General features: G+C 38.4%; 17 protein-coding genes. 9 read left to right on the forward strand and 8 right to left on the reverse strand.

Annotated features, from left to right (window positions below):
• Window positions 1-59 precede the first annotated feature (59 nt).
• The 3 genes from O0931_RS03545 to O0931_RS03555 all read right to left on the reverse strand — a co-directional run bounded on the left by O0931_RS03545 (window position 60) and on the right by O0931_RS03555 (window position 4,259).
• Complete coding sequence (locus O0931_RS03545; RefSeq protein WP_269414168.1) at window positions 60-1,448, reverse strand: arginine decarboxylase; 1,389 nt, start codon at window positions 1,446-1,448, stop codon at window positions 60-62.
• 152 nt (window positions 1,449-1,600) lie between these two features.
• Window positions 1,601-2,512: a citrulline utilization hydrolase CtlX gene (ctlX, locus tag O0931_RS03550; protein WP_269414169.1), complete on the reverse strand. Its 912-nt coding sequence runs from the start codon at window positions 2,510-2,512 to the stop codon at window positions 1,601-1,603.
• 301 nt (window positions 2,513-2,813) lie between these two features.
• Entirely contained in the window at window positions 2,814-4,259 is a 1,446-nt protein-coding gene (locus O0931_RS03555) for an arginine deiminase family protein (RefSeq protein ID WP_269414170.1), read from the reverse strand.
• A gap of 227 nt (window positions 4,260-4,486) precedes the next feature.
• Between O0931_RS03555 and argS the strand changes: the two genes are divergently transcribed.
• Together argS and O0931_RS03565 are read left to right on the forward strand one after the other, a co-directional pair.
• A complete protein-coding gene (gene argS, locus O0931_RS03560; RefSeq protein ID WP_269414171.1) occupies window positions 4,487-6,259 on the forward strand; it encodes an arginine--tRNA ligase in 1,773 nt (590 codons plus the stop codon).
• 258 nt (window positions 6,260-6,517) lie between these two features.
• Window positions 6,518-7,168, forward strand: coding sequence for a DNA-3-methyladenine glycosylase family protein (locus tag O0931_RS03565; RefSeq protein ID WP_269414172.1), 651 nt, complete (start codon window positions 6,518-6,520; stop codon window positions 7,166-7,168).
• Window positions 7,169-7,235: 67 nt separating this feature from the next.
• Here the strand turns inward: O0931_RS03565 and O0931_RS03570 are convergent, their stop codons facing one another.
• Both O0931_RS03570 and O0931_RS03575 read right to left on the reverse strand, forming a co-directional pair.
• Entirely contained in the window at window positions 7,236-7,436 is a 201-nt protein-coding gene (locus O0931_RS03570) for a YtxH domain-containing protein (protein ID WP_269414173.1), read from the reverse strand.
• Between the two features lie 66 nt (window positions 7,437-7,502).
• The gene (locus O0931_RS03575; RefSeq protein WP_269414174.1) at window positions 7,503-8,627 is read right to left on the reverse strand and encodes an AI-2E family transporter; all 1,125 of its coding nucleotides are present in this window, start codon (window positions 8,625-8,627) and stop codon (window positions 7,503-7,505) included.
• 469 nt (window positions 8,628-9,096) lie between these two features.
• Between O0931_RS03575 and mnmE the strand changes: the two genes are divergently transcribed.
• A complete protein-coding gene (gene mnmE / locus O0931_RS03580; RefSeq protein ID WP_269414175.1) occupies window positions 9,097-10,455 on the forward strand; it encodes a tRNA uridine-5-carboxymethylaminomethyl(34) synthesis GTPase MnmE in 1,359 nt (452 codons plus the stop codon).
• A 76-nt stretch (window positions 10,456-10,531) separates the two neighbouring features.
• On the opposite strand, the gene O0931_RS03585 is transcribed toward mnmE, so the two are convergent.
• Complete coding sequence (locus O0931_RS03585; RefSeq protein WP_269414176.1) at window positions 10,532-10,753, reverse strand: hypothetical protein; 222 nt, start codon at window positions 10,751-10,753, stop codon at window positions 10,532-10,534.
• 311 nt (window positions 10,754-11,064) lie between these two features.
• On the opposite strand from O0931_RS03585, the gene O0931_RS03590 reads away from it, so the two are divergent.
• Window positions 11,065-11,277 (forward strand): hypothetical protein, encoded by a 213-nt coding sequence (locus O0931_RS03590; RefSeq protein WP_269414177.1) that lies wholly within the window; start codon window positions 11,065-11,067, stop codon window positions 11,275-11,277.
• Window positions 11,278-11,347: 70 nt separating this feature from the next.
• Here O0931_RS03590 and O0931_RS03595 read toward each other — a convergent pair whose 3' ends face one another.
• Window positions 11,348-12,400, reverse strand: coding sequence for a hypothetical protein (locus O0931_RS03595; RefSeq protein ID WP_269414178.1), 1,053 nt, complete (start codon window positions 12,398-12,400; stop codon window positions 11,348-11,350).
• Between the two features lie 39 nt (window positions 12,401-12,439).
• Window positions 12,440-12,616 (reverse strand): peptidoglycan-binding domain-containing protein, encoded by a 177-nt coding sequence (locus O0931_RS20110; protein WP_428982638.1) that lies wholly within the window; start codon window positions 12,614-12,616, stop codon window positions 12,440-12,442.
• Between the two features lie 368 nt (window positions 12,617-12,984).
• Between O0931_RS20110 and O0931_RS03600 the strand changes: the two genes are divergently transcribed.
• The 5 genes from O0931_RS03600 to O0931_RS03620 all read left to right on the forward strand — a co-directional run bounded on the left by O0931_RS03600 (window position 12,985) and on the right by O0931_RS03620 (window position 18,210).
• On the forward strand, window positions 12,985-15,423 hold the full coding sequence (locus O0931_RS03600) for a bifunctional YncE family protein/alkaline phosphatase family protein (RefSeq protein ID WP_269414179.1): 2,439 nt from the start codon (window positions 12,985-12,987) through the stop codon (window positions 15,421-15,423).
• A gap of 26 nt (window positions 15,424-15,449) precedes the next feature.
• Window positions 15,450-16,292, forward strand: a complete 843-nt coding sequence (locus tag O0931_RS03605; protein WP_269414180.1) for a metallophosphoesterase family protein — start codon at window positions 15,450-15,452, stop codon at window positions 16,290-16,292.
• Between the two features lie 439 nt (window positions 16,293-16,731).
• Window positions 16,732-16,938, forward strand: a complete 207-nt coding sequence (locus tag O0931_RS03610; RefSeq protein ID WP_269414181.1) for a helix-turn-helix domain-containing protein — start codon at window positions 16,732-16,734, stop codon at window positions 16,936-16,938.
• Window positions 16,935-17,267: a HipA N-terminal domain-containing protein gene (locus O0931_RS03615; protein ID WP_269414182.1), complete on the forward strand. Its 333-nt coding sequence runs from the start codon at window positions 16,935-16,937 to the stop codon at window positions 17,265-17,267. The genes O0931_RS03610 and O0931_RS03615 overlap by 4 nt, the downstream gene beginning before the upstream one ends.
• A gap of 121 nt (window positions 17,268-17,388) precedes the next feature.
• Entirely contained in the window at window positions 17,389-18,210 is an 822-nt protein-coding gene (locus O0931_RS03620) for a HipA domain-containing protein (RefSeq protein ID WP_269414183.1), read from the forward strand.
• Window positions 18,211-18,232 lie beyond the last annotated feature (22 nt).

Here is an 18,232-nt window from a genome sequence, read left to right on the forward strand (position 1 = left end):
GGCGCCAAGTATAAACCCGGCGCGCTTTGCGAAAAACTTTGTGCCCTTTGCGGTTAATCTCAGTAACCCAGAATTTTTAAAACCTGTTTACTATTTTGTTCCTCTCCAAAAACCTCAAAATTGAAGCTTTCATCGCGGTTTCTACGGATTAAAACATGTTTGGGACTCGGCAATAAGCAATGGTGAATGCCTCCGTAACCACTTAAAACCTCCTGGTAAGCACCTGTGTGGAAGAAACCTAAATATTGTACTTTACGTGTTTTCGGCATGAACACACTATTCATATGCGCTTCCTGGTTGTAATAATCCTGACCATCACATGTAATGCCACCTAAGTTAACACGCTCGTATTCAGCGTCCCAATTGTTAATTGGTAATAAAATATATTTTTGGTTCAATGCCCAGACATCTGGCAGGTTGGTAATGAAAGAACCATCTAACATTAACCAGCGTTCACGGTCGTTTTGTTGTTTACGCCCTAAAACTTTGTATAAAATACCCGATGCTTCAGCAACTGTATATTTACCGAATTCAGTAATAATATCAGGCTCCATTACATCGTGGATGGCGCAGATTTCTTTGATCCTTTTTACAATTTCGTTTACCATGTACTCGTAATCGAAATCGAAAACCAATGAATCTTTAAACGGCATGCCGCCACCGATATCCAAAGTATCTAAATCTGGATTAATTTTCTTGAACTTGCAGTAAAGCGTTACATATTTCTCCAGCTCGTTCCAATAATATGGCGAATCGGTAATACCTGAGTTTATGAAAAAGTGTAATAATTTTACACGGAAATTCGGGTTATGAACAATTTTATTATTATAAAAATCAATAATATCTTCCATACGAACACCTAAGCGTGAGGTGTAAAACTGAGAATCTGGTTGTTCCTCTGCTGCAATACGGATACCTAAATTACAAGGTGTATCGATATCAACCTCATCATCAAAAAGGTTAAACTCTTCTTTATTATCCAGTACCGGGATGATGTTTTTATAACCATCATGCAACATATCAATAATATATTGCTTGTACTGGTAGGTTTTAAAACCATTGCAGATGATGGTTGTATCTTTAGTTAAATGTCCTTTTTTTTCTAAAGCATCAACCATTGGCATATCAAAAGCTGAAGAAGTTTCCAGGTGGATGTTATTCTTCAATGCTTCTTCTACAATATGCCGGAAGTGCGAGCTTTTTGTACAGTAACAATATTTATAGTCACCACGATAATTGTTCTTTAAAATGGCAGTCTGGAAAAGAATTTTCGCTTGCTGAATTTTCTTACTTACCATAGGCAAGTAGGTGAAACGTAGGGGAGTACCATAAGTTTCAATCATTTCCATCAGGTTTAAATCCTGAAAATATAATTCATCATCTATAACATCAAAGCCATCTTGCGGAAAGCCAACGCTTAGATCGAGAAATTCTGAGTAACTCTGCATTTACTTTTAAATAATTTTTGCAAAAATGTAATTTTAAATCGAGAATTAATCTTTATTGAAAATATTTTTACGGTAGGGAAACGCTTTAAAGGTGAACGATTTGGTTTTCCGCAGATTTTTTCGTGCCTTGCAACGGAGAAGTAATACATTATTTACTTCACCGGCAAATGAATTTCAGCCAGCATACACCTTGCACTACCACCGCCATTTTTTTCGATGGTGTAAATCGGTGCATAAATGATTCTGCTATGCTTTTCCAATTTAGCCAGCTGTTCAGCATTTAGTGACAAATATGCCTGCTCAGACATCACCAATAAACTTTCGCCTTTATTATTAGCCACTTGCAGCATGTTACCGGCAAAGCGGTTCATTTGTTCAAGCGATAGCTCAATAATTTCTTTTCCGCTATTTATTAAACTTAAAGCAACTTTTTCCTTTTCTTCAGGGTCTGGAATCGACTCCATACAAATCACTGCAAATTTATCGCCAACACACATCATCACGTTAGTGTGGTAAATCGGGAATTTAGAGCCGTCAACTGCCTGAAAAGAAACCGGCTGATAACCTGTAAGCATACAAAAGTTGTTTAATACTTCCTCATCGGTACGAACACTTAAGCAGGCATAGGCGATTTTATTAATTCTATCCAGAACCATACTTCCGGTTCCTTCCAGAAAGGCGTACTGCTGTTCGTAAAAACTTATATCGCTGATATGGCTAACCAGAAACTTATCTTTTAATCCATCCAATATCTCATGCCGACGTTCCTGCCTGCGGTTTTCAGAAAACATCGGGTATAGAAAAACAGAACCATCCTCGTGAAAAGAAACCCAGTTATTCGGAAAAACAGAATCGGGTGTTTCAGGTTGCAAAGTATCGTCGACAACAGTTACATCAACCTCGTTTTTTCTCAACATCGAAACAAAGCCGTCAAACTCCTGTAAAGCCTGTGCCTGTACATTCCTTTCTGCTGATGCAACCTGGAATTTATTATTGCCTGCGGTTTGTTCGTTGAACTTAAAATTAACCGGGCGTATCATTAAGATGTGGTTGGTTGTTTGCATTTTAGTATCAAGTAGTTAGTATCAAGTATCGAGTATTTAGTATCAAGTATTGAGTATCAAGTATCAAGTTAGAGTGGGCCGCCTGCTATAATCCATCGTCCATCTTACCTTCTCCATATTAGAGTATCAAGTATCAAGTAGTTAGTATCAAGTATCGAGTATCAAGTTAGAGTGGGCGGACAACTATAATCCATCATCCATTTTACTTTTTCCATATTAGAGTATTAAGTATCGAGTATCAAGTATCAAGATAGAGAGGTGATCAAGCCATTATCCATCAACCATCTTACCTTTTACATTCCTATAAATCATCTCTTAAAATTGGTAAACTCATACAATGGAAACCGCCGCGGGCACGGGATAATTCAGCAGAAGGCATCAAAATCAAGGTATCGGTTATGGTTTCTGCATCTGCTTTGCCGCTTTCTAAATCCTGAATTAAATCTTTCACATCAACAATTGCAAAACCGGCGTTTTTAAATGCATCAACGGTTTTATCATTTCTGTCGTAACCTAAAACAACGCCTTCCTTAATGGCCAGCAGGTTGCAGGAGTCTGTCCACTGTTCTCTCGAATCGTAAGGGAAAGTGTTGTTTCCGCTATAAATAATCCTGGTTGGTTCGGTGCTTTTTAAATCGTTCTGACTAATATCATTTAATAAGGCCTCAACATGTTCGAAATGTTTAGGCTCCTGCGGATTGGCTTTTGTGAATTGGATTGCTGTTGTTGCCTCCAGTTTTTCAGGCTCCTTTAAAAAATTAATCGGCTCATACGGATTGTATTTCGGCGAATGTGCAATAGAATTTAAGATGACCCAGGTATTGCGCTTAACCTGCGTAAAAACAGTATCCAGGTGCATATAATCACGTTTACTAGGGATTTTTACAACGGTTACTTTTTCCACTACATCATTATCGAACAATAATTTAATGGCTTCATTTGCACCATGTTCTGATGTTCTTTCGCTGCAACCAATAAGCACGTGGTTCGGACTTACCATCATTACATCGCCACCTTCCAAAGTTGTGCTGAATGCCGGTTCATCGCCCGGGCGCAAAAAGTGCATCGTAACATCGGGAATTTCCAGAATGTTATCGCGATAGCCTTCGAAAAGCGGGTGGTTAAAGAAAATATAACGCATTAAAAGTGTTTCGCGAACGCGGGCCTTTTTCGCGGGTTTATTTAATAAAATATGGTTATTTATGGTGATGCCGACATCCCGGGTAAAAATTAAATTTGGGATGGGTGGAAAAATCATGGTATCGTTTGCCAGGGTTCCGGAGATAAAAATTTCAGCCAGTTCTTTTGGGTCGGTGTTTGTTAACGCCATTTGAACCTTATAAGTACAACCCTCAATTGCACAAACTGCAGCAACCAGTTTTTTACGGATGGATTCATTTTCAAGCATTTCGCTTAATAGATTCTGAATCTCAATTACAGCGGTAGAATTATGAAAATCCGGGTGATTTGGTTTATAAAAATTACGGTTATCTTCTTCCGAATCTATTTTGGCAAGCTTGCCCTTAATTCTTTCAGGGTCGAGGAAGTACATCAGTAATTTGATGTAGTAATCGTATTCATCCTTACGAATGGTATCCAAATGTACAATATCTTCAAAAAGCCAGTCCTGCGCTTTTGATGGAACAACTTTACCCAAACCACTGTCTGGACTATGGATTAACAACTTACGCAATCTGCCGATCTCGGTTTTTACGTTGACTTTAAAATTTTGATTCTGTCCGCTCATAAATAAGTTAGATGTACAAAGCTATTAGAATTTCATGGAGTATCAAGTGGTAAGTAGCAAGTATCGAGTAGCGAGTAGTGAGTAGCAAGTATCAAGTAGTGAGTATCAAGTAGCAAGTATCAAGTAAGGAGTGGCAAATATCAAGATAAGCCTTTATGCTTTGGTTTCTGGAATTGAACCTTCAACATCGGACCTGTGACTTTCGGACTTTTTCACTATTTTTGGCCATGAATTTTATTATTACTGCAACGCTTGATGCCATTAAACAACTTTACAATGAAGAAGTAGCTGAAAGCGTAATCAACATACAAGAAACCCGTAAAGAATTTGAAGGCCAGGTAACAATTGTTGTTTTTCCGATTACAAAAATCTCTAAGAAATCGCCTGAGCAGACCGCACAAGCGATTGGCGAATATTTGGTGGACAAAGTTGAAGATGTAACTGCTTTTAATGTTGTTAAAGGTTTCTTAAACCTGAGTATTGCGGAAAGTTATTTCCTTAGCCAATTTAATGCGGAAATTTTAGCACCTGAATTTGGTGTTTACCAGCCAAATGGCAAAAAGGTTATGGTTGAATATTCTTCACCCAACACCAACAAACCGCTTCACTTAGGTCACGTTCGTAATAATTTATTAGGTTATTCGGTTGCTGAATTACTGAAAGCATATGGTTATGAGGTAACAAAAGTGAATCTGGTAAACGACAGGGGCATTCACATTTGTAAATCGATGCTGGCCTGGCAAAAGTGGGGTAATGGTGAAACACCGGAAAGTTCGGGCTTAAAAGGCGATCACCTGGTTGGCAAGTATTATGTCATTTTTGATAAGGAATACAAGAAAGAAATTGATGTTTTAAAGGCGGAAGGGCAAACCGAAGAAGAAGCTAAAAAAAATGCACCACTGATTAAAGAGGCGCAAGTTATGCTTCAGCAGTGGGAAGCTGGTGATGAAGCGGTTGTTTCGCTTTGGAAAACCATGAATGGCTGGGTTTACGATGGTTTTGCGATTACCTATAAAAACCTCGGTGTAGATTTCGATAAGTTTTATTACGAAAGCAATACTTATTTGTTAGGAAAAGATACCGTTGAAGAAGGTCTGGAAAAAGGGGTTTTCTTTAAAAAAGAAGATGGCTCGGTCTGGATAGATTTAACGGCTGATGGTTTAGATCAAAAACTGGTTTTACGTGCCGATGGGACCTCGGTTTACATTACGCAGGATTTGGGAACGGCCAAAATGAAATTTGATGACTTCGGAATGGATGAATCGATTTATGTGGTCGGAAACGAGCAGGATTACCATTTTAAAGTTTTATTTTTAATTCTGGAGAAACTAGGTAAAAGCTGGGCGAAAGGCCTTTATCATTTATCCTACGGGATGGTTGATTTACCTAACGGAAAGATGAAAAGCCGCGAAGGAACCGTTGTTGACGCAGATGAATTAATTGCTGATATGATCGCCACGGCTCAGGAAAAAACCGAAGAATTGGGTAAAACAAATGATTTTACCGTTGCAGACAAAGCTGAGTTGTACAGGAATATCGGTTTAGGTGCTTTAAAATACTTCCTTTTAAAAGTAGAACCGAAAAAACGTTTATTATTTGATCCTAATGAAAGTATTGATTTTCAAGGTAATACAGGTCCGTTCATACAATATACCCATGCACGTATAAGATCATTATTGAGCAAAGCAGGTTACCAGTTTGCAGTTACCGGTAATCAGTTTTCAGGAATTTCAGCTGTTGAGCTGGAAATGATTATGCAGCTGGCTAAATTTCCTTCGGAAATAGAAATTGCCGCTAAAGCACACAGCCCTGCAAGTTTGGCTAATTATTTATATGAGCTCGCTAAGCTATTCAACAAGTTTTACCACGAAGTTCCGCCGATTGTAAAAACCGAAGCAGGCGACGCTAAACAATTCCGTTTAAACCTGAGCAAAAAAACAGCGGATATTATTCATAAAGGTATGTTGATTCTGGGTATTACTTCGCCGGAGAGAATGTAGTTTGATGGAAGAGGTAAGATGGAAGATGGAAGAGGTATGATGGAAGAGGTAAGATGGAAGATGTAAGATGGAAGATGGAAGAGGTAAGATGGATAAAGACTCATTCAGTCCTCTTGATACTTTATACTAAATACTTGATACTTTGACATGGAAGAGGTAGGATGGAGATGGAAAGTCGGGCAGATAGAAGTGCTGAAATGAAAAATAGAATGAATAGCTTTACTCCTCTTAAAACCTTATCCTCTTAAAATCTTATCTATGTTTGAGGTTTTTAGTAAAGAGAATTTTCATCAGATTTGTGATAGGCTTGCGGAAAAAGATGAGGCGCTTAAGCATGTCATCAATCTGTTTGGTTACCCGCCATTCTGGTCGAGGCCAAATACTTTCGAGTCGCTTGTTCATATTATTCTGGAACAACAGGTTTCTCTGGCTTCTGCATTGGCTGCCCTGAATAAACTCAGAGCTAAAATAGTTGATATCACACCTGAAAATTTCTTGTTGCTTACAGACGAAGAGCTAAGGGCTTGCTATTTCAGTCGTCAAAAAACCATTTATGTCAGGCATCTTGCTAAAAGTATGGTTGCGGGAGAAATCGTTTTGGAATCGCTGGTTTCGAAGGATGATGCTGAAATAAGGACTTCTTTAACAAAAATTAAAGGTATAGGTAATTGGACCGTAGATATTTACCTAATTTTTATCCTTCATCATTGTGATGTTTTTCCGTTGGGCGATTTGGCAGCGGTTAATGCATTAAAGAAAATAAAAAGGCTGGATATACGGACAGCACCAGAAATCATGTTAGAGACCATTTCTCATTGGAAGCCTTATCGTACAATTGGCACTATGCTGCTATGGCATTATTACCTTGAAGAAAGAAAGCCTTCAGCTAAATTGAAAGGCATATTTTAGCATAAAAAAAGCACTTTTGGCTTAAACCAAAAGTGCTTTTTCGTTTCGTAATTAGTAACGAATAACCCTAAATTCCTAAATCATCTTTAGCATAAGATGCCCTGGTTTCGAATTCGCTTTTATAATCTTTAGCTTTTTCCATCCATTCAGGTGCTTTGTCCTTTAAATCATCCACGACCGATTTACCTGTAATCGGATCTTTCTTTGTGATATATTTGATGCCTGCATAAATCGCAGCACCAACAATTGCTGTTTTTAATAGTCCCATTTTTATAATTTTTATATTAACAGAACACCAGACCCTGTTGAATGGTTTTAATTTTTAAAGGATAAATTATCCTTTTTCGATTCCGGATTTTACAGGTACAGGCTTTTTCTTTCTGAAGCTTGGGAAATTCATGGGGCTGCGGGCAGGTCGCTCATCGCCCAATAAGGCACCCCATTGTTTAAATGATTCTGTACGGTCGAAAATTACTTTTAAAACAGCTACAATAGGTAAAGCCAGGAACATTCCCGAAATTCCGGCAATGCTTCCGCCTATAAATACACCAAGAATTGCAAACAGTGCATTTATCTTCACTTTAGAACCCACGATACGGGGCATTAAAATATTATTATCTAAAAACTGAACAAAAGCAATAACACCCAATACGGTGATAACCGGCCATAATTCCTGAGAAGAAGTTAAAGTTAACAGAACGCCTATCAGGTTTCCGATTAAGGCACCAACGTAAGGAATCAGGTTAAGGATCGCGAATACAACACCAATCAAAAGCGCATGTTTTATGCCTATCAGCATTAAAATTCCGCCCAATAAGATGGTCATATAGGTAACCTGAATAAGCAGTCCAATCAGATAACTTTTTATAATGGATTCTGTTTCATAAATGGCTTCTTTTACTTTAGGGTGGTCGTTCGATGTAAACCACATAAAGATAAATCTTAGTAATATATCCTTATAAAAAAGCATTAAATAAATGTAAATCGGCAGTAAACCGATAAATACAAATATTCCGCTTAACGTTACCGCTGCTCCACCGGCAAGCGAAGTCCCCATATTCATTAAGTCCTCGCTTTTATCCTGAATAAAAGCCTTTTGCTGTTTATCGTCATAATGTGTTATCCGGCTTATCCAATCGCTTAACGAATTTATATGTTGTGTTACATTGTTTTTTATCTGTGGAAAATCTTTAACCAGCATGCCAATCTGATTGGAAAAGAACCAGACAATCAAGGCGACAAAAAGTGCAACCAGTAAAATTGCAAGGATGATGGACAAGGTTTCCGGCACCTTTCTTTTTTTCAGAAACCGGTAAACCGGAAGCAACACAATACTGATGAAAAATGCCATTAAGAGCGGCATGATGATATCTCGGCCAATAACGATTACGGTTACAAGGGCAATTAGTCCAAGTAATTCAATAGATCTTTTTACGGTGAGGGGTAAATTATTAATCATAGTTTTCCGGTTTTCAGATTAAACATGCTTCAGCCGTAAATGTTTTAGGAATGAAGTAAAATTGGTAAACCCCATCCGCCCAACTGCACCTTCGTTCTTGAATAGGAAGGTCCAAGAGCGGGGGATAAGCGCCCTCCTTCATTTCAAGGAGGGGTTGAGGCAATTCATTAACTTAAGCATTAATGTTGTCAGTCTGAGTTTGTCGAAGACCATTTAATGAAAAAATAAAAAATATTTGTTTTCCGACAGGCTCAGGATGACCGTATTTTTATGTTTTTTTGCTTAAGTTAGTGACATTGGAGGCGGTTCTTTCCTTTATTTTCTCTAAACCTCCATCCACCTGCCGGCACGTTTCTCAAAGGAGAAGGATTCAAGAGCAGGATTTAACAAAGGGCATGACAAAAAATTACCTCGTACTAGTAATATACCGGGGGATTAACTTTATTTTTGCGCTTTCGACAACATCAACATGAACAATCAGGATACTATTATTGCTTTGTCTACGCCTCCGGGCTCGGGTGCTATTGGCGTTATCCGCCTTTCCGGACCGGATGCAATTACTCTAACCAACTCAGTTTTTGCGGGTAAGGATTTAGAAAAGCAGGCTTCGCATACTTTACATTTCGGATTGATAAAGGATGGCGAACAAATTGTTGACGAAGTTGTCGCAGGATTATTTGTTGCGCCAAAATCTTATACTAAAGAAAACGTGGTGGAAATATCCTGTCATGGTTCAAATTACATCATTCAGCAAGTTATTAATTTATTAATCAGCAAAGGGGCAAGGTCAGCTAAACCCGGTGAATTTACCTTACGTGCTTTTTTAAACGGTGCTTTTGATTTGAGTCAGGCCGAAGCGGTTGCCGATTTAATTGCTTCTAACTCTAAAGCTTCGCATGATGTAGCCATGCAGCAAATGCGTGGTGGTTTTGCCAACGAGTTAAAAGCGCTGCGGGAGCAGCTGATTCATTTTGCCTCGATGATTGAACTGGAACTGGATTTTGCAGAAGAAGACGTCGAATTTGCAAACCGGGAACAATTGCGAAACCTGGTGACTAAAATTAACCGGGTGCTGAATCGCCTGATTTCATCTTTCGAACTGGGTAATGTAATCAAAAATGGTGTGCCGGTTGTAATCGCAGGTAAGCCTAACGTAGGTAAATCGACCTTACTCAATGCTTTATTGAATGAGGAACGGGCAATCGTTTCTGACATCGCCGGAACCACCCGCGATACGATTGAAGATGAACTAACCATTGGTGGCATTGTTTTCCGTTTTATTGATACGGCAGGGATTCGCGATACCGCTGACGTAATTGAAGCCCTGGGGGTAGAGCGTACGCTGGAGAAAATGAAGCTGGCAAAGCTGATTATATACATGGCCGATGCAGCCCAAAGTACAAGCGAAATTGAAGAACAGGTGAGGGGTTTGGCAAAGCTCGACATTCCATACCTGATTTTATTGAACAAAGCGGATTTACTATCACCGGATAAACGCAATGCCTTTGCGAAATTGAATGTCGTTTTTATCTCTGCAAAGGAAAAACTGGGCATTGATGAATTGAAGGAAACGCTTTTAGAACAGGTTAACCTGCACCACATCAACACCAGCGAAACCCTGGTTACGAACATCCGGCATGTGGAAGCATTGAAGCAAACTGAAAACGCCTTAAAGCGTGTACTGGATAACGTTGACAATCCGGTTACTTCCGATTTCCTGGCTATGGATATTAAGCAAGCGCTCCATTACCTGGGCGAAATTACCGGAACGGTAACAACTGATGATTTGCTTGAGAATATTTTTACGAAGTTTTGTATCGGGAAGTAACTTAATTTATTCATTGTATTGATTATTTTCCTTGCCGTCTATAATCAATAAAATAAGGCTGTTACAGGCCTTCAAATTACTCCATCTTTTTCTCGCCACCCGGCATTCTCGGTGCATTCGTAGTACTATCTGGAAAACCCTTTGTATTAACACTGTCTTTACCGGTCGTATCAACCGTTGCTTTATTGGTATCTGTATACTGGTACATGCTGTCTGCATTTTCTTTATCGGCTTTATTGCCCGAGCAGCCAAAGGTTGCTGAAGCCGCCAGGGCCATAACGATTATTATTTTTCTCATGTTGTGTCAGTTTTATAGTTATAATCTTTTTTTTAAATAATTGTTTGAATTATTAACTATCCGGCAAGATATTTAGTAAATTAGATAGGTAATTCAATTCCTGAATTGTTTAAAATTGAATTATTCGAAAAGGCCTTAAACAAATAGTTTTTTAAAATTTTGAGTTCCTGTATTTCCTGATTAAATAGATAAGTGATTGATTTCATATTTTTTACGAAAAAAGTACTTTTCCAGTATTGTAAATAAATCACGAAGGTTTAGCCCGGAGCGTCTCAGTTAATGCTTTAAGATCTCACAATAAAATTTCAGACATGAGAACAGGTATTATTTTATCTATAAATCGGGTTGCAGGCGTGGGTATTCTGAAAGATTTTAACAATCAAACCATCAGGTTTTATGTGGAAGATTCAGAGAAAAACATTTGCAGGGGAGATACGGTAAACTTCGATATTTTTTTTAAACAACGTGGTTTGGTCGCAGTTAATATCCGGAAATGTATCATGAATGACAATATTGATGTTTAGTTCTCAATTACGACTTCATTTATATTGATGTTCTGAGTTGCTTCGTTATTCTTCCTCGCAAGGAGAGCGTTTATTTTGGTTTCTGGCCGGCACGTCTTACGTTAACAAGTTTAGACATCAAATCGAACCAAAATGGTGCGCCCATCGAAATTCCTGCTGCGCCAATGAGTAATCCGGTTATCATTAACAAGAAATCGACCGGGGTTTTGTTTACGGTTTTTCCTGTAACGGGATCTATTTTTTTAAAGGGTTGGCATTCCCAGTTAAAGGGTAAATCCTTGCTCCGGATTTCTTCCAGGTATTCTTTTTTTATGGAGTTGAGCTTATCCTCATAGGCAATGGCTAGTTTTAATTGTTCCGCTTCTTTTTCCTTTTTTAAGGTTTCTTTTATCGTAGGGCTGGTGGTTGAGTCGGCCAGTTTATCGGCATATTTTTTATTCAGGGCAGTTGTATCGCTCACATAATTGGTGTTATACAGGGTAGCCGTTGTGCCGGCACTGGTCACTTTTCGTTCTGCGATTTCGTTTAATGAAATGCGAAGGGCAGAATTGGTAAAAATCTCCTGAGTAATGGCGATCATATTGAGGTTAAAAACCAAGGCAACGCCTATGGCAATTAGCCGGGTTATCCATGTATTGTTATTTTTATACCAACCGGAAACCCGCTCCATGTATTCATTAAACCATTTTTCGATTTCAAGTTGCAGGGTTTGGATGTTATTTGAATTTGCATAGATGCTGCTCAATATGGTTTCGAGATTTGGGTTTGTGGTTTTAAGGTTTTGCAATCCGGCCTGGAACCCGGCAAAGGTAGGTCCCGTATTTATGCCAGCCTGTTTACAAACTAAATCAATAATAGCCATGGAAAAATTAGCCGCCGGGATATAGGAAGTAAGGCTTTTAGTCGTTTTATTCAGGGTTTCTATCTGGGGGTGACTGAGCAGTGAGGTGGTAAAGGCTGTTAGGCCGCCTTTAGCCTCGATTAGCTGCTGAATTGATTTTTTCAGCAGCTTGCCTCTCAATTGCAGGTTAATGGCGATTAATTCCTGAAAGATATAGGCTACGGTACTGAATACAAAAAAGATAAGGGCAATGGCAATACCTGTTTCTAAATAGTTGTTCATATTTAATTGCTTAATAGAAATTAATGCATGTTAAAAGTTTTAGTTAAGCTCAGCGAGTGTAATTGGTCCGGCCACGCCATCTACTACTTCTTTTCCAAAAGCACTTTGCTGGACATTGATTACAGCTTTATGTGTTCTGTCGCCAAAATCACCATCATAAATTATTTTGAGGTAAAAAAAGTTTACCGGGCTTAAGTAATTGTTGGTTAATGCAATTTAAAGATTCGGAAAGGCGTATAAAATACTTAGTTTTAAGTATTTTTAACAGAAAAGGATTGTTTGTTAATTAGCTTTAGTTTGGTAAAACCTTAATCTCTTTGTCTGGATAGCATGGTAGAAACCTATATTTTTTGCGGATTTATACGTAAATGGTTATTCTTGCGCCTTCGGGAATTTTAATGCTGGCATTCTTTTCAAATAGCTCGTCCGTTAACGATGTAATATTTGTGTTCGCATCCCTTTGGTTAATATGAATTTAACATAGGGTGATTACATTTGAATGTAGTTCGATAGAAAATGACGGGTGTTTATTACAGGTGTCCTGAAATCGTGCTTCAAACCAATTCACAATATAAATATTTACCATGATAAAGTATCTTTTTACTTTAATAGCGACATGCCTGATGCATAATGCGTTTGCACAATGGCCGGGTACAATTAAAGAAACCAAACAGATTTTGTTACCCAATGGGTGGAAGCTTAGTCCGGCTGGGCATTCCGTTCAGCTTGGCGATTTGCCGCTGAATATGCAGCCGAGTTCATCGGGAAAATATATTGCGGTTACGAATAACGGACAAAGCACACAATCTGTTCAACTTATTGATACACGTACGGAACAAATCCTGGATGAGAAAATCTTAAAAAAATCCTGGTATGGACTGGCTTTCAGTAAAGATGAAAAACACCTTTATGTATCCGGTGGGAATGATAATATCATTATCAATTTTAAAATTACAGCAAATAAACTCGCAGCAAGTGATACGATAAAACTGGGCGAAGTTTGGCCGAAAGGTAAAATCAGTCCTGCGGGAATTGCAGTGAATAAGGCAAATAATAAACTTTTCACGGTAACAAAGGAGGATAGCAGTCTTTACGTGATTGATCCGATAGAAAAAAGAATTATAAAAAAGATTCAGCTTCCGGCAATTGCTTACAGTTGTGTACTTTCTCCCGATGAAAATCAATTATATGTATCGCTCTGGGGCGGGCGTGCAGTTGCAATTATAAATTTAGCAGAAGAGAAAATAGGCAGTCTTATACCGGTAGGCGATCATCCGAACGAACTGTTGTTAAATAAGAAAGGTACTTGCCTTTTTGTTGCAAATGCGAATGATAACACGGTTTCGGTTATCAATACCACTACTAATAAGGTTATTGAAACCATTGCCACAACCTTATATGCCACGCAATTAACAGGTTCCACAACAAACGGGCTTGCCTTGAGCACCAATGAGAAAACCTTATACATCGCCAATGCAGATAACAATTGCCTGGCTGTTTTCGATGTAAGTACCCCGGGAACCAGCCAGAGCCAGGGTTTTATTCCGGTAGGCTGGTATCCGACCAGCGTGAAGGTAGCCGGTTCTAAAATATTAGTTACGAATGGGAAGGGCAATACGTCTATGGCCAACCCACAGGGGCCGCAACCGATATCAAAAGCGGATAACAGCGGCTACCAGATGGGCAGTACCGCAAATAATAGATTACAATATATTGCCGGATTGTTTAAGGGAACCCTATCTTTTATTGATGTACCCAAACCGGAGCAATTAAAAACATATACCAGCCAGGTTTATGCCAATACACCGTTTACCGATAAACGAACGGTAACTGCCGATGGTGAGGAGGGCAACCCGATTCCCAGGAAGCAGGGTGAAAAATCGCCGATAAAGCATGTGTTTTATATCATTAAGGAGAACAGAACTTACGACCAGGTACTCGGCGATGTAGCTAAGGGTAACGGCGATTCTACTTTAACGCTTTTCGGTAAAAAGATTACACCTAACCAGCATGCTTTTGCTGAAAATTATGTGTTGCTTGATAATTTTTATGTTGATGCGGAGGTAAGTGCCGACGGGCACAACTGGAGTATGGCCGCATATGCGACTGATGTAGTGGAGAAAACCTGGCCAACAAGTTATGGTTCACGGGGTGGAACAACTAATTATGAAGGTGGACGACCGGTGACCTATCCTAAGGATGGTTTTATCTGGGATTATTGCCAGCGGGCAGGAATTTCTTACCGCAGTTATGGCGAATTCGGCGATTATGGCAAGGCGAATATTAAATCGTTACAAGGGCATATGTGTCCGAATTCACCGGGTTTTGATATGGATATTCCAGATCAGGTTCGGGCAGATGCCTGGATAAATGATTTTGATTCCTTATTGGTTGTGAACGCTGTTCCGCAATTCAGCACGTTAAGGGTATCTAACGATCATACCAGCGGACAGAAAAAAGGGAAAGTTTCACCACAATCGGCTGTTGCGGATAATGATTTAGCCGTTGGACGGATATTAGACAAACTTTCTCACAGCCCGATATGGAAAGAATCGGTGGTATTTATTCTGGAAGATGATGCCCAGAACGGCCCTGACCATGTTGATGCGCACCGTTCGCCCGCCTATGTTGTAGGGCCTTATGTAAAAAGAAATGCTGCCATACACACGATGTATTCTACTTCTGGTTTTCTGCGAACAATGGAACTGATTTTAGGCTTACCGCCAATGAGTCAATATGATGCTGCGGCAATTCCGTTATTTGAATGTTTTACGAACAAGCCCGATTTTACACCTTATAACGTGATTAAGCCTTCAATAAACCTGAATAACCGAAATGTAGCGGTTAATGAAAGCAGTAAGCGTTCGGAACTTTTTAATTTTGCAAAGGAAGATTCGGCACCTGATTTAGATTTGAATGAAGTGGTCTGGAAATCGGTTAAGGGTGAAAATTCAATTATGCCAGCTCCAAAAAGAAGCGCTTTTGTGATACTGGAGAAGAAGAAAAAGGATGATGACGATTAGTCTTATTAAATTATAAAAAAATACGTATGTCGGATAGGAGGTTTTTTATAAAAAGTGGTTTGGCTTCGGTAATTATGGCCAGCCTTGCTCCAATGGTTTCAATTGCCGGTGAAAAGCCCGGTGGCATTTTATCAAATGGTAACAAGGCCAAATTGCGTTTTGCAATTGCTTCTGATGGTCATTACGGTCAGCCGGGAACAGATTTTAAGAAAGACCATGAAAACATTGTGCGCTGGCTTAATGAGGCACATACAAAAACACCGCTTGATTTTGTAATTATTAATGGCGATTTGGTTCACGATCGCCCTGAATTGTTGAGCGAGGTTAAAAAAGATTATTATGATAGATTAAAGGTTCCATTTTATGCGATACCGGGTAATCATGACCATGCGGATGCTAAAATATGGAAGTCGGTTTTTGGTTATGAGGATAATTTTTCTTTTGAAAAGAATGGAATCGGTTTTGTATTGGCAAATACCTCTGATACCAAGGGTACCTACCGCTGCCCGGACAATAAATTTTTAAAGCAGGAATTTGATAAGTTTAAGGGCCTTAATACTGTTTTTGTAATCTTACATATCCCGCCGCATTTCTGGGTACCGGAAAGTCCTTTTGTCGAATGCCCGGATACTGTTGCGTTATTGCATGAGTACCCAAATATTAAGGCTGTGTTTCATGGTCATGATCACAGTCTGGATTCGATTTTTTACACCAATAAGCTCCCTCATTTTTTCGATTCACACATTGGCGGCAACTGGGGAACTGCCTATAAAGGCTATCGGATTGTGGAAATTTCTGAAGAAAATAAAATTTCTACCTACCAGGTTAATGCGAGTGATAGCCCGGTACTCAACGAGGTGAGGTTTTAGGGGGTTAAATTTGCAGGAGGAGCCAGATAGTGTTATCAAAAGGAGTAAACAAAAAATATTGTGAATCCTGAATTAGCTAGCACTGAGCGAAGCCGAAGTGAAGGACAATTATTTTTAATTGTAAAAAGGTATTCTACAAGCTACCATTAATGTATACAATGTTTGGTCAGATCGTCATCCGATTGCTTTCGGATCGAAAGGACGATTTTCTTAATTAACGCTATTTACATTGATTTTTATAAAATAAATTATCGCTCACTGACATAACAATTAATTAATTTAAACCAAAGTTCAGAGCATTAAATTAAATTATTTTCAGCATACTAAATATTTAAAAAAAATTATATTTATTTGCATATAAAATTATAATTTATTTTGTTTTTATACGTTTATGCATATAATTTTTTATTTTTGATTCAAATACGAGTAATTGCATATAATGAAACACTTAGCTGAGTTCATCAAACAAAAGAGAAAAGAAGAAAACCTAACTCAAGAACAATTTGCCGATAGGGCAGGTGTTGCCCTTACGGTAATACGTAAAATTGAGCAGGGAAAAGAAAATCTCAATTTATCTAGCATTAACCAGGTGCTAAAGATGTTCGGCTATATACTTGCGCCCATTGAAGGGAGTGATGCATCATGAGAAAGGCCGAAATTTTTTATCAAGATATATTGGCAGGAATACTCATTGAAACAAATGACGGCGATTATACTTTCGAGTATGAAACCGATTATATAGAAAGCTATCCAAACCAATTTATTACTTTCTCAATGCCTGTAATTAAAGGTAAATACAAAGAGAATAGATTGTTTCCATTTTTTGAGGGATTAATACCCGAAGGATGGCTTTTAGATATTGCATCAAAAAATTGGAAGATTAATCCTAATGATAGAATGGGCTTACTTTTAGCTTGTTGCCAAAATTGCATAGGTGCCGTAAGTGTTAAACCTATAAGTACAGCAGATGAGTAAGAACTGTTTATATTGTTATAATCAACTACCCCAAGAAACGAGCGGAGATTTCCACGAGCATTGCAGTTTAGATTTTTTTGGCACAAAAAAACAGCCTGATTTTTCTTATTCTTTAGCGCAGATGGATGAATTAGCAAAGAATATAATAGAAAGAAGTATCGCTGTTCCTGGAGTGCAACCGAAATTGTCGTTAACTATGATTAATTCTGCTTTAGATGATGGTAAAAACGGTAGACTGACTGTTGTTGGTGCTTTGGGAGGTAATTATATCTTCAAACCACCTTCGTCAATATTTCCAGAAATGCCGCAGAATGAACATGTAACCATGAGAATGGCTGAAGCTTTCGGGATGAAAACTGCTAAATCGAGTTTGATCCGTTTAAAATCTGGAGAACTTTCTTACATCACCAAAAGATTTGACCGAACCGATTTGGGCGAAAAGAAACACATGATCGATATGTTTCAGATTTTGGAAGCTTTTGATAAATACAAAAGCTCAATGGAAAAGGTTGGTAAAGCTGTTGGGCAATATTCCAATCGCTCGGCATTTGATAAACTCTATTATTTTGAATTAACTGTTTTCAGTTTTTTAACTGGAAACAATGATATGCACCTCAAAAATTTCTCATTACTATTAGATAATGATAGGTGGAGTTTATCCCCAGCTTACGATTTGCTTAATGTTGCTATTGTTAATCCTGAAGATAAAGAAGAACTGGCACTAACATTAGAAGGTAAAAAGAAAAAGCTAACACTTGGACATTTTAAGTGCTTAGGAACTAAACTGGATCTTAATGATAAACAAATCAGACGAGTTTTTGAACGATTTAGTGATTTTCGTAAAAAGGCTCACCAATGGATAGACCATTCTTTTCTTTCAAAAGAATTTAAAGAAAAATATATCATTTTATTAGAAGAACGTTATAAAATCTTATATAAATAGCTATTTTCTGGTATCTGCCATT

The organism is Pedobacter rhodius (genome assembly GCF_027213645.1).
Classification (GTDB): Bacteria; Bacteroidota; Bacteroidia; order Sphingobacteriales; family Sphingobacteriaceae; genus Pedobacter; species Pedobacter rhodius.

Bases quoted from the DNA above. Each gene is read 5' to 3' on its own strand.
- O0931_RS03590 (WP_269414177.1), top strand. From the start codon at position 11,065: ATGAGAACAGGTATTATTTTATCTATAAATCGGGTTGCAGGCGTGGGT.
- O0931_RS03555 (WP_269414170.1), bottom strand. From the start codon at position 4,259: ATGAGCGGACAGAATCAAAATTTTAAAGTCAACGTAAAAACCGAGATC.
- O0931_RS03595 (WP_269414178.1), bottom strand. From the start codon at position 12,400: ATGAACAACTATTTAGAAACAGGTATTGCCATTGCCCTTATCTTTTTT.
- O0931_RS03610 (WP_269414181.1), top strand. From the start codon at position 16,732: ATGAAACACTTAGCTGAGTTCATCAAACAAAAGAGAAAAGAAGAAAAC.
- ctlX (WP_269414169.1), bottom strand. From the start codon at position 2,512: ATGCAAACAACCAACCACATCTTAATGATACGCCCGGTTAATTTTAAG.
- O0931_RS03615 (WP_269414182.1), top strand. From the start codon at position 16,935: ATGAGAAAGGCCGAAATTTTTTATCAAGATATATTGGCAGGAATACTC.
- O0931_RS03605 (WP_269414180.1), top strand. From the start codon at position 15,450: ATGTCGGATAGGAGGTTTTTTATAAAAAGTGGTTTGGCTTCGGTAATT.
- argS (WP_269414171.1), top strand. From the start codon at position 4,487: ATGAATTTTATTATTACTGCAACGCTTGATGCCATTAAACAACTTTAC.
- mnmE (WP_269414175.1), top strand. From the start codon at position 9,097: ATGAACAATCAGGATACTATTATTGCTTTGTCTACGCCTCCGGGCTCG.
- O0931_RS03620 (WP_269414183.1), top strand. From the start codon at position 17,389: ATGGATGAATTAGCAAAGAATATAATAGAAAGAAGTATCGCTGTTCCT.
- O0931_RS03565 (WP_269414172.1), top strand. From the start codon at position 6,518: ATGTTTGAGGTTTTTAGTAAAGAGAATTTTCATCAGATTTGTGATAGG.
- O0931_RS03570 (WP_269414173.1), bottom strand. From the start codon at position 7,436: ATGGGACTATTAAAAACAGCAATTGTTGGTGCTGCGATTTATGCAGGC.
- O0931_RS03600 (WP_269414179.1), top strand. From the start codon at position 12,985: ATGATAAAGTATCTTTTTACTTTAATAGCGACATGCCTGATGCATAAT.
- O0931_RS03575 (WP_269414174.1), bottom strand. From the start codon at position 8,627: ATGATTAATAATTTACCCCTCACCGTAAAAAGATCTATTGAATTACTT.
- O0931_RS03585 (WP_269414176.1), bottom strand. From the start codon at position 10,753: ATGAGAAAAATAATAATCGTTATGGCCCTGGCGGCTTCAGCAACCTTT.
- O0931_RS03545 (WP_269414168.1), bottom strand. From the start codon at position 1,448: ATGCAGAGTTACTCAGAATTTCTCGATCTAAGCGTTGGCTTTCCGCAA.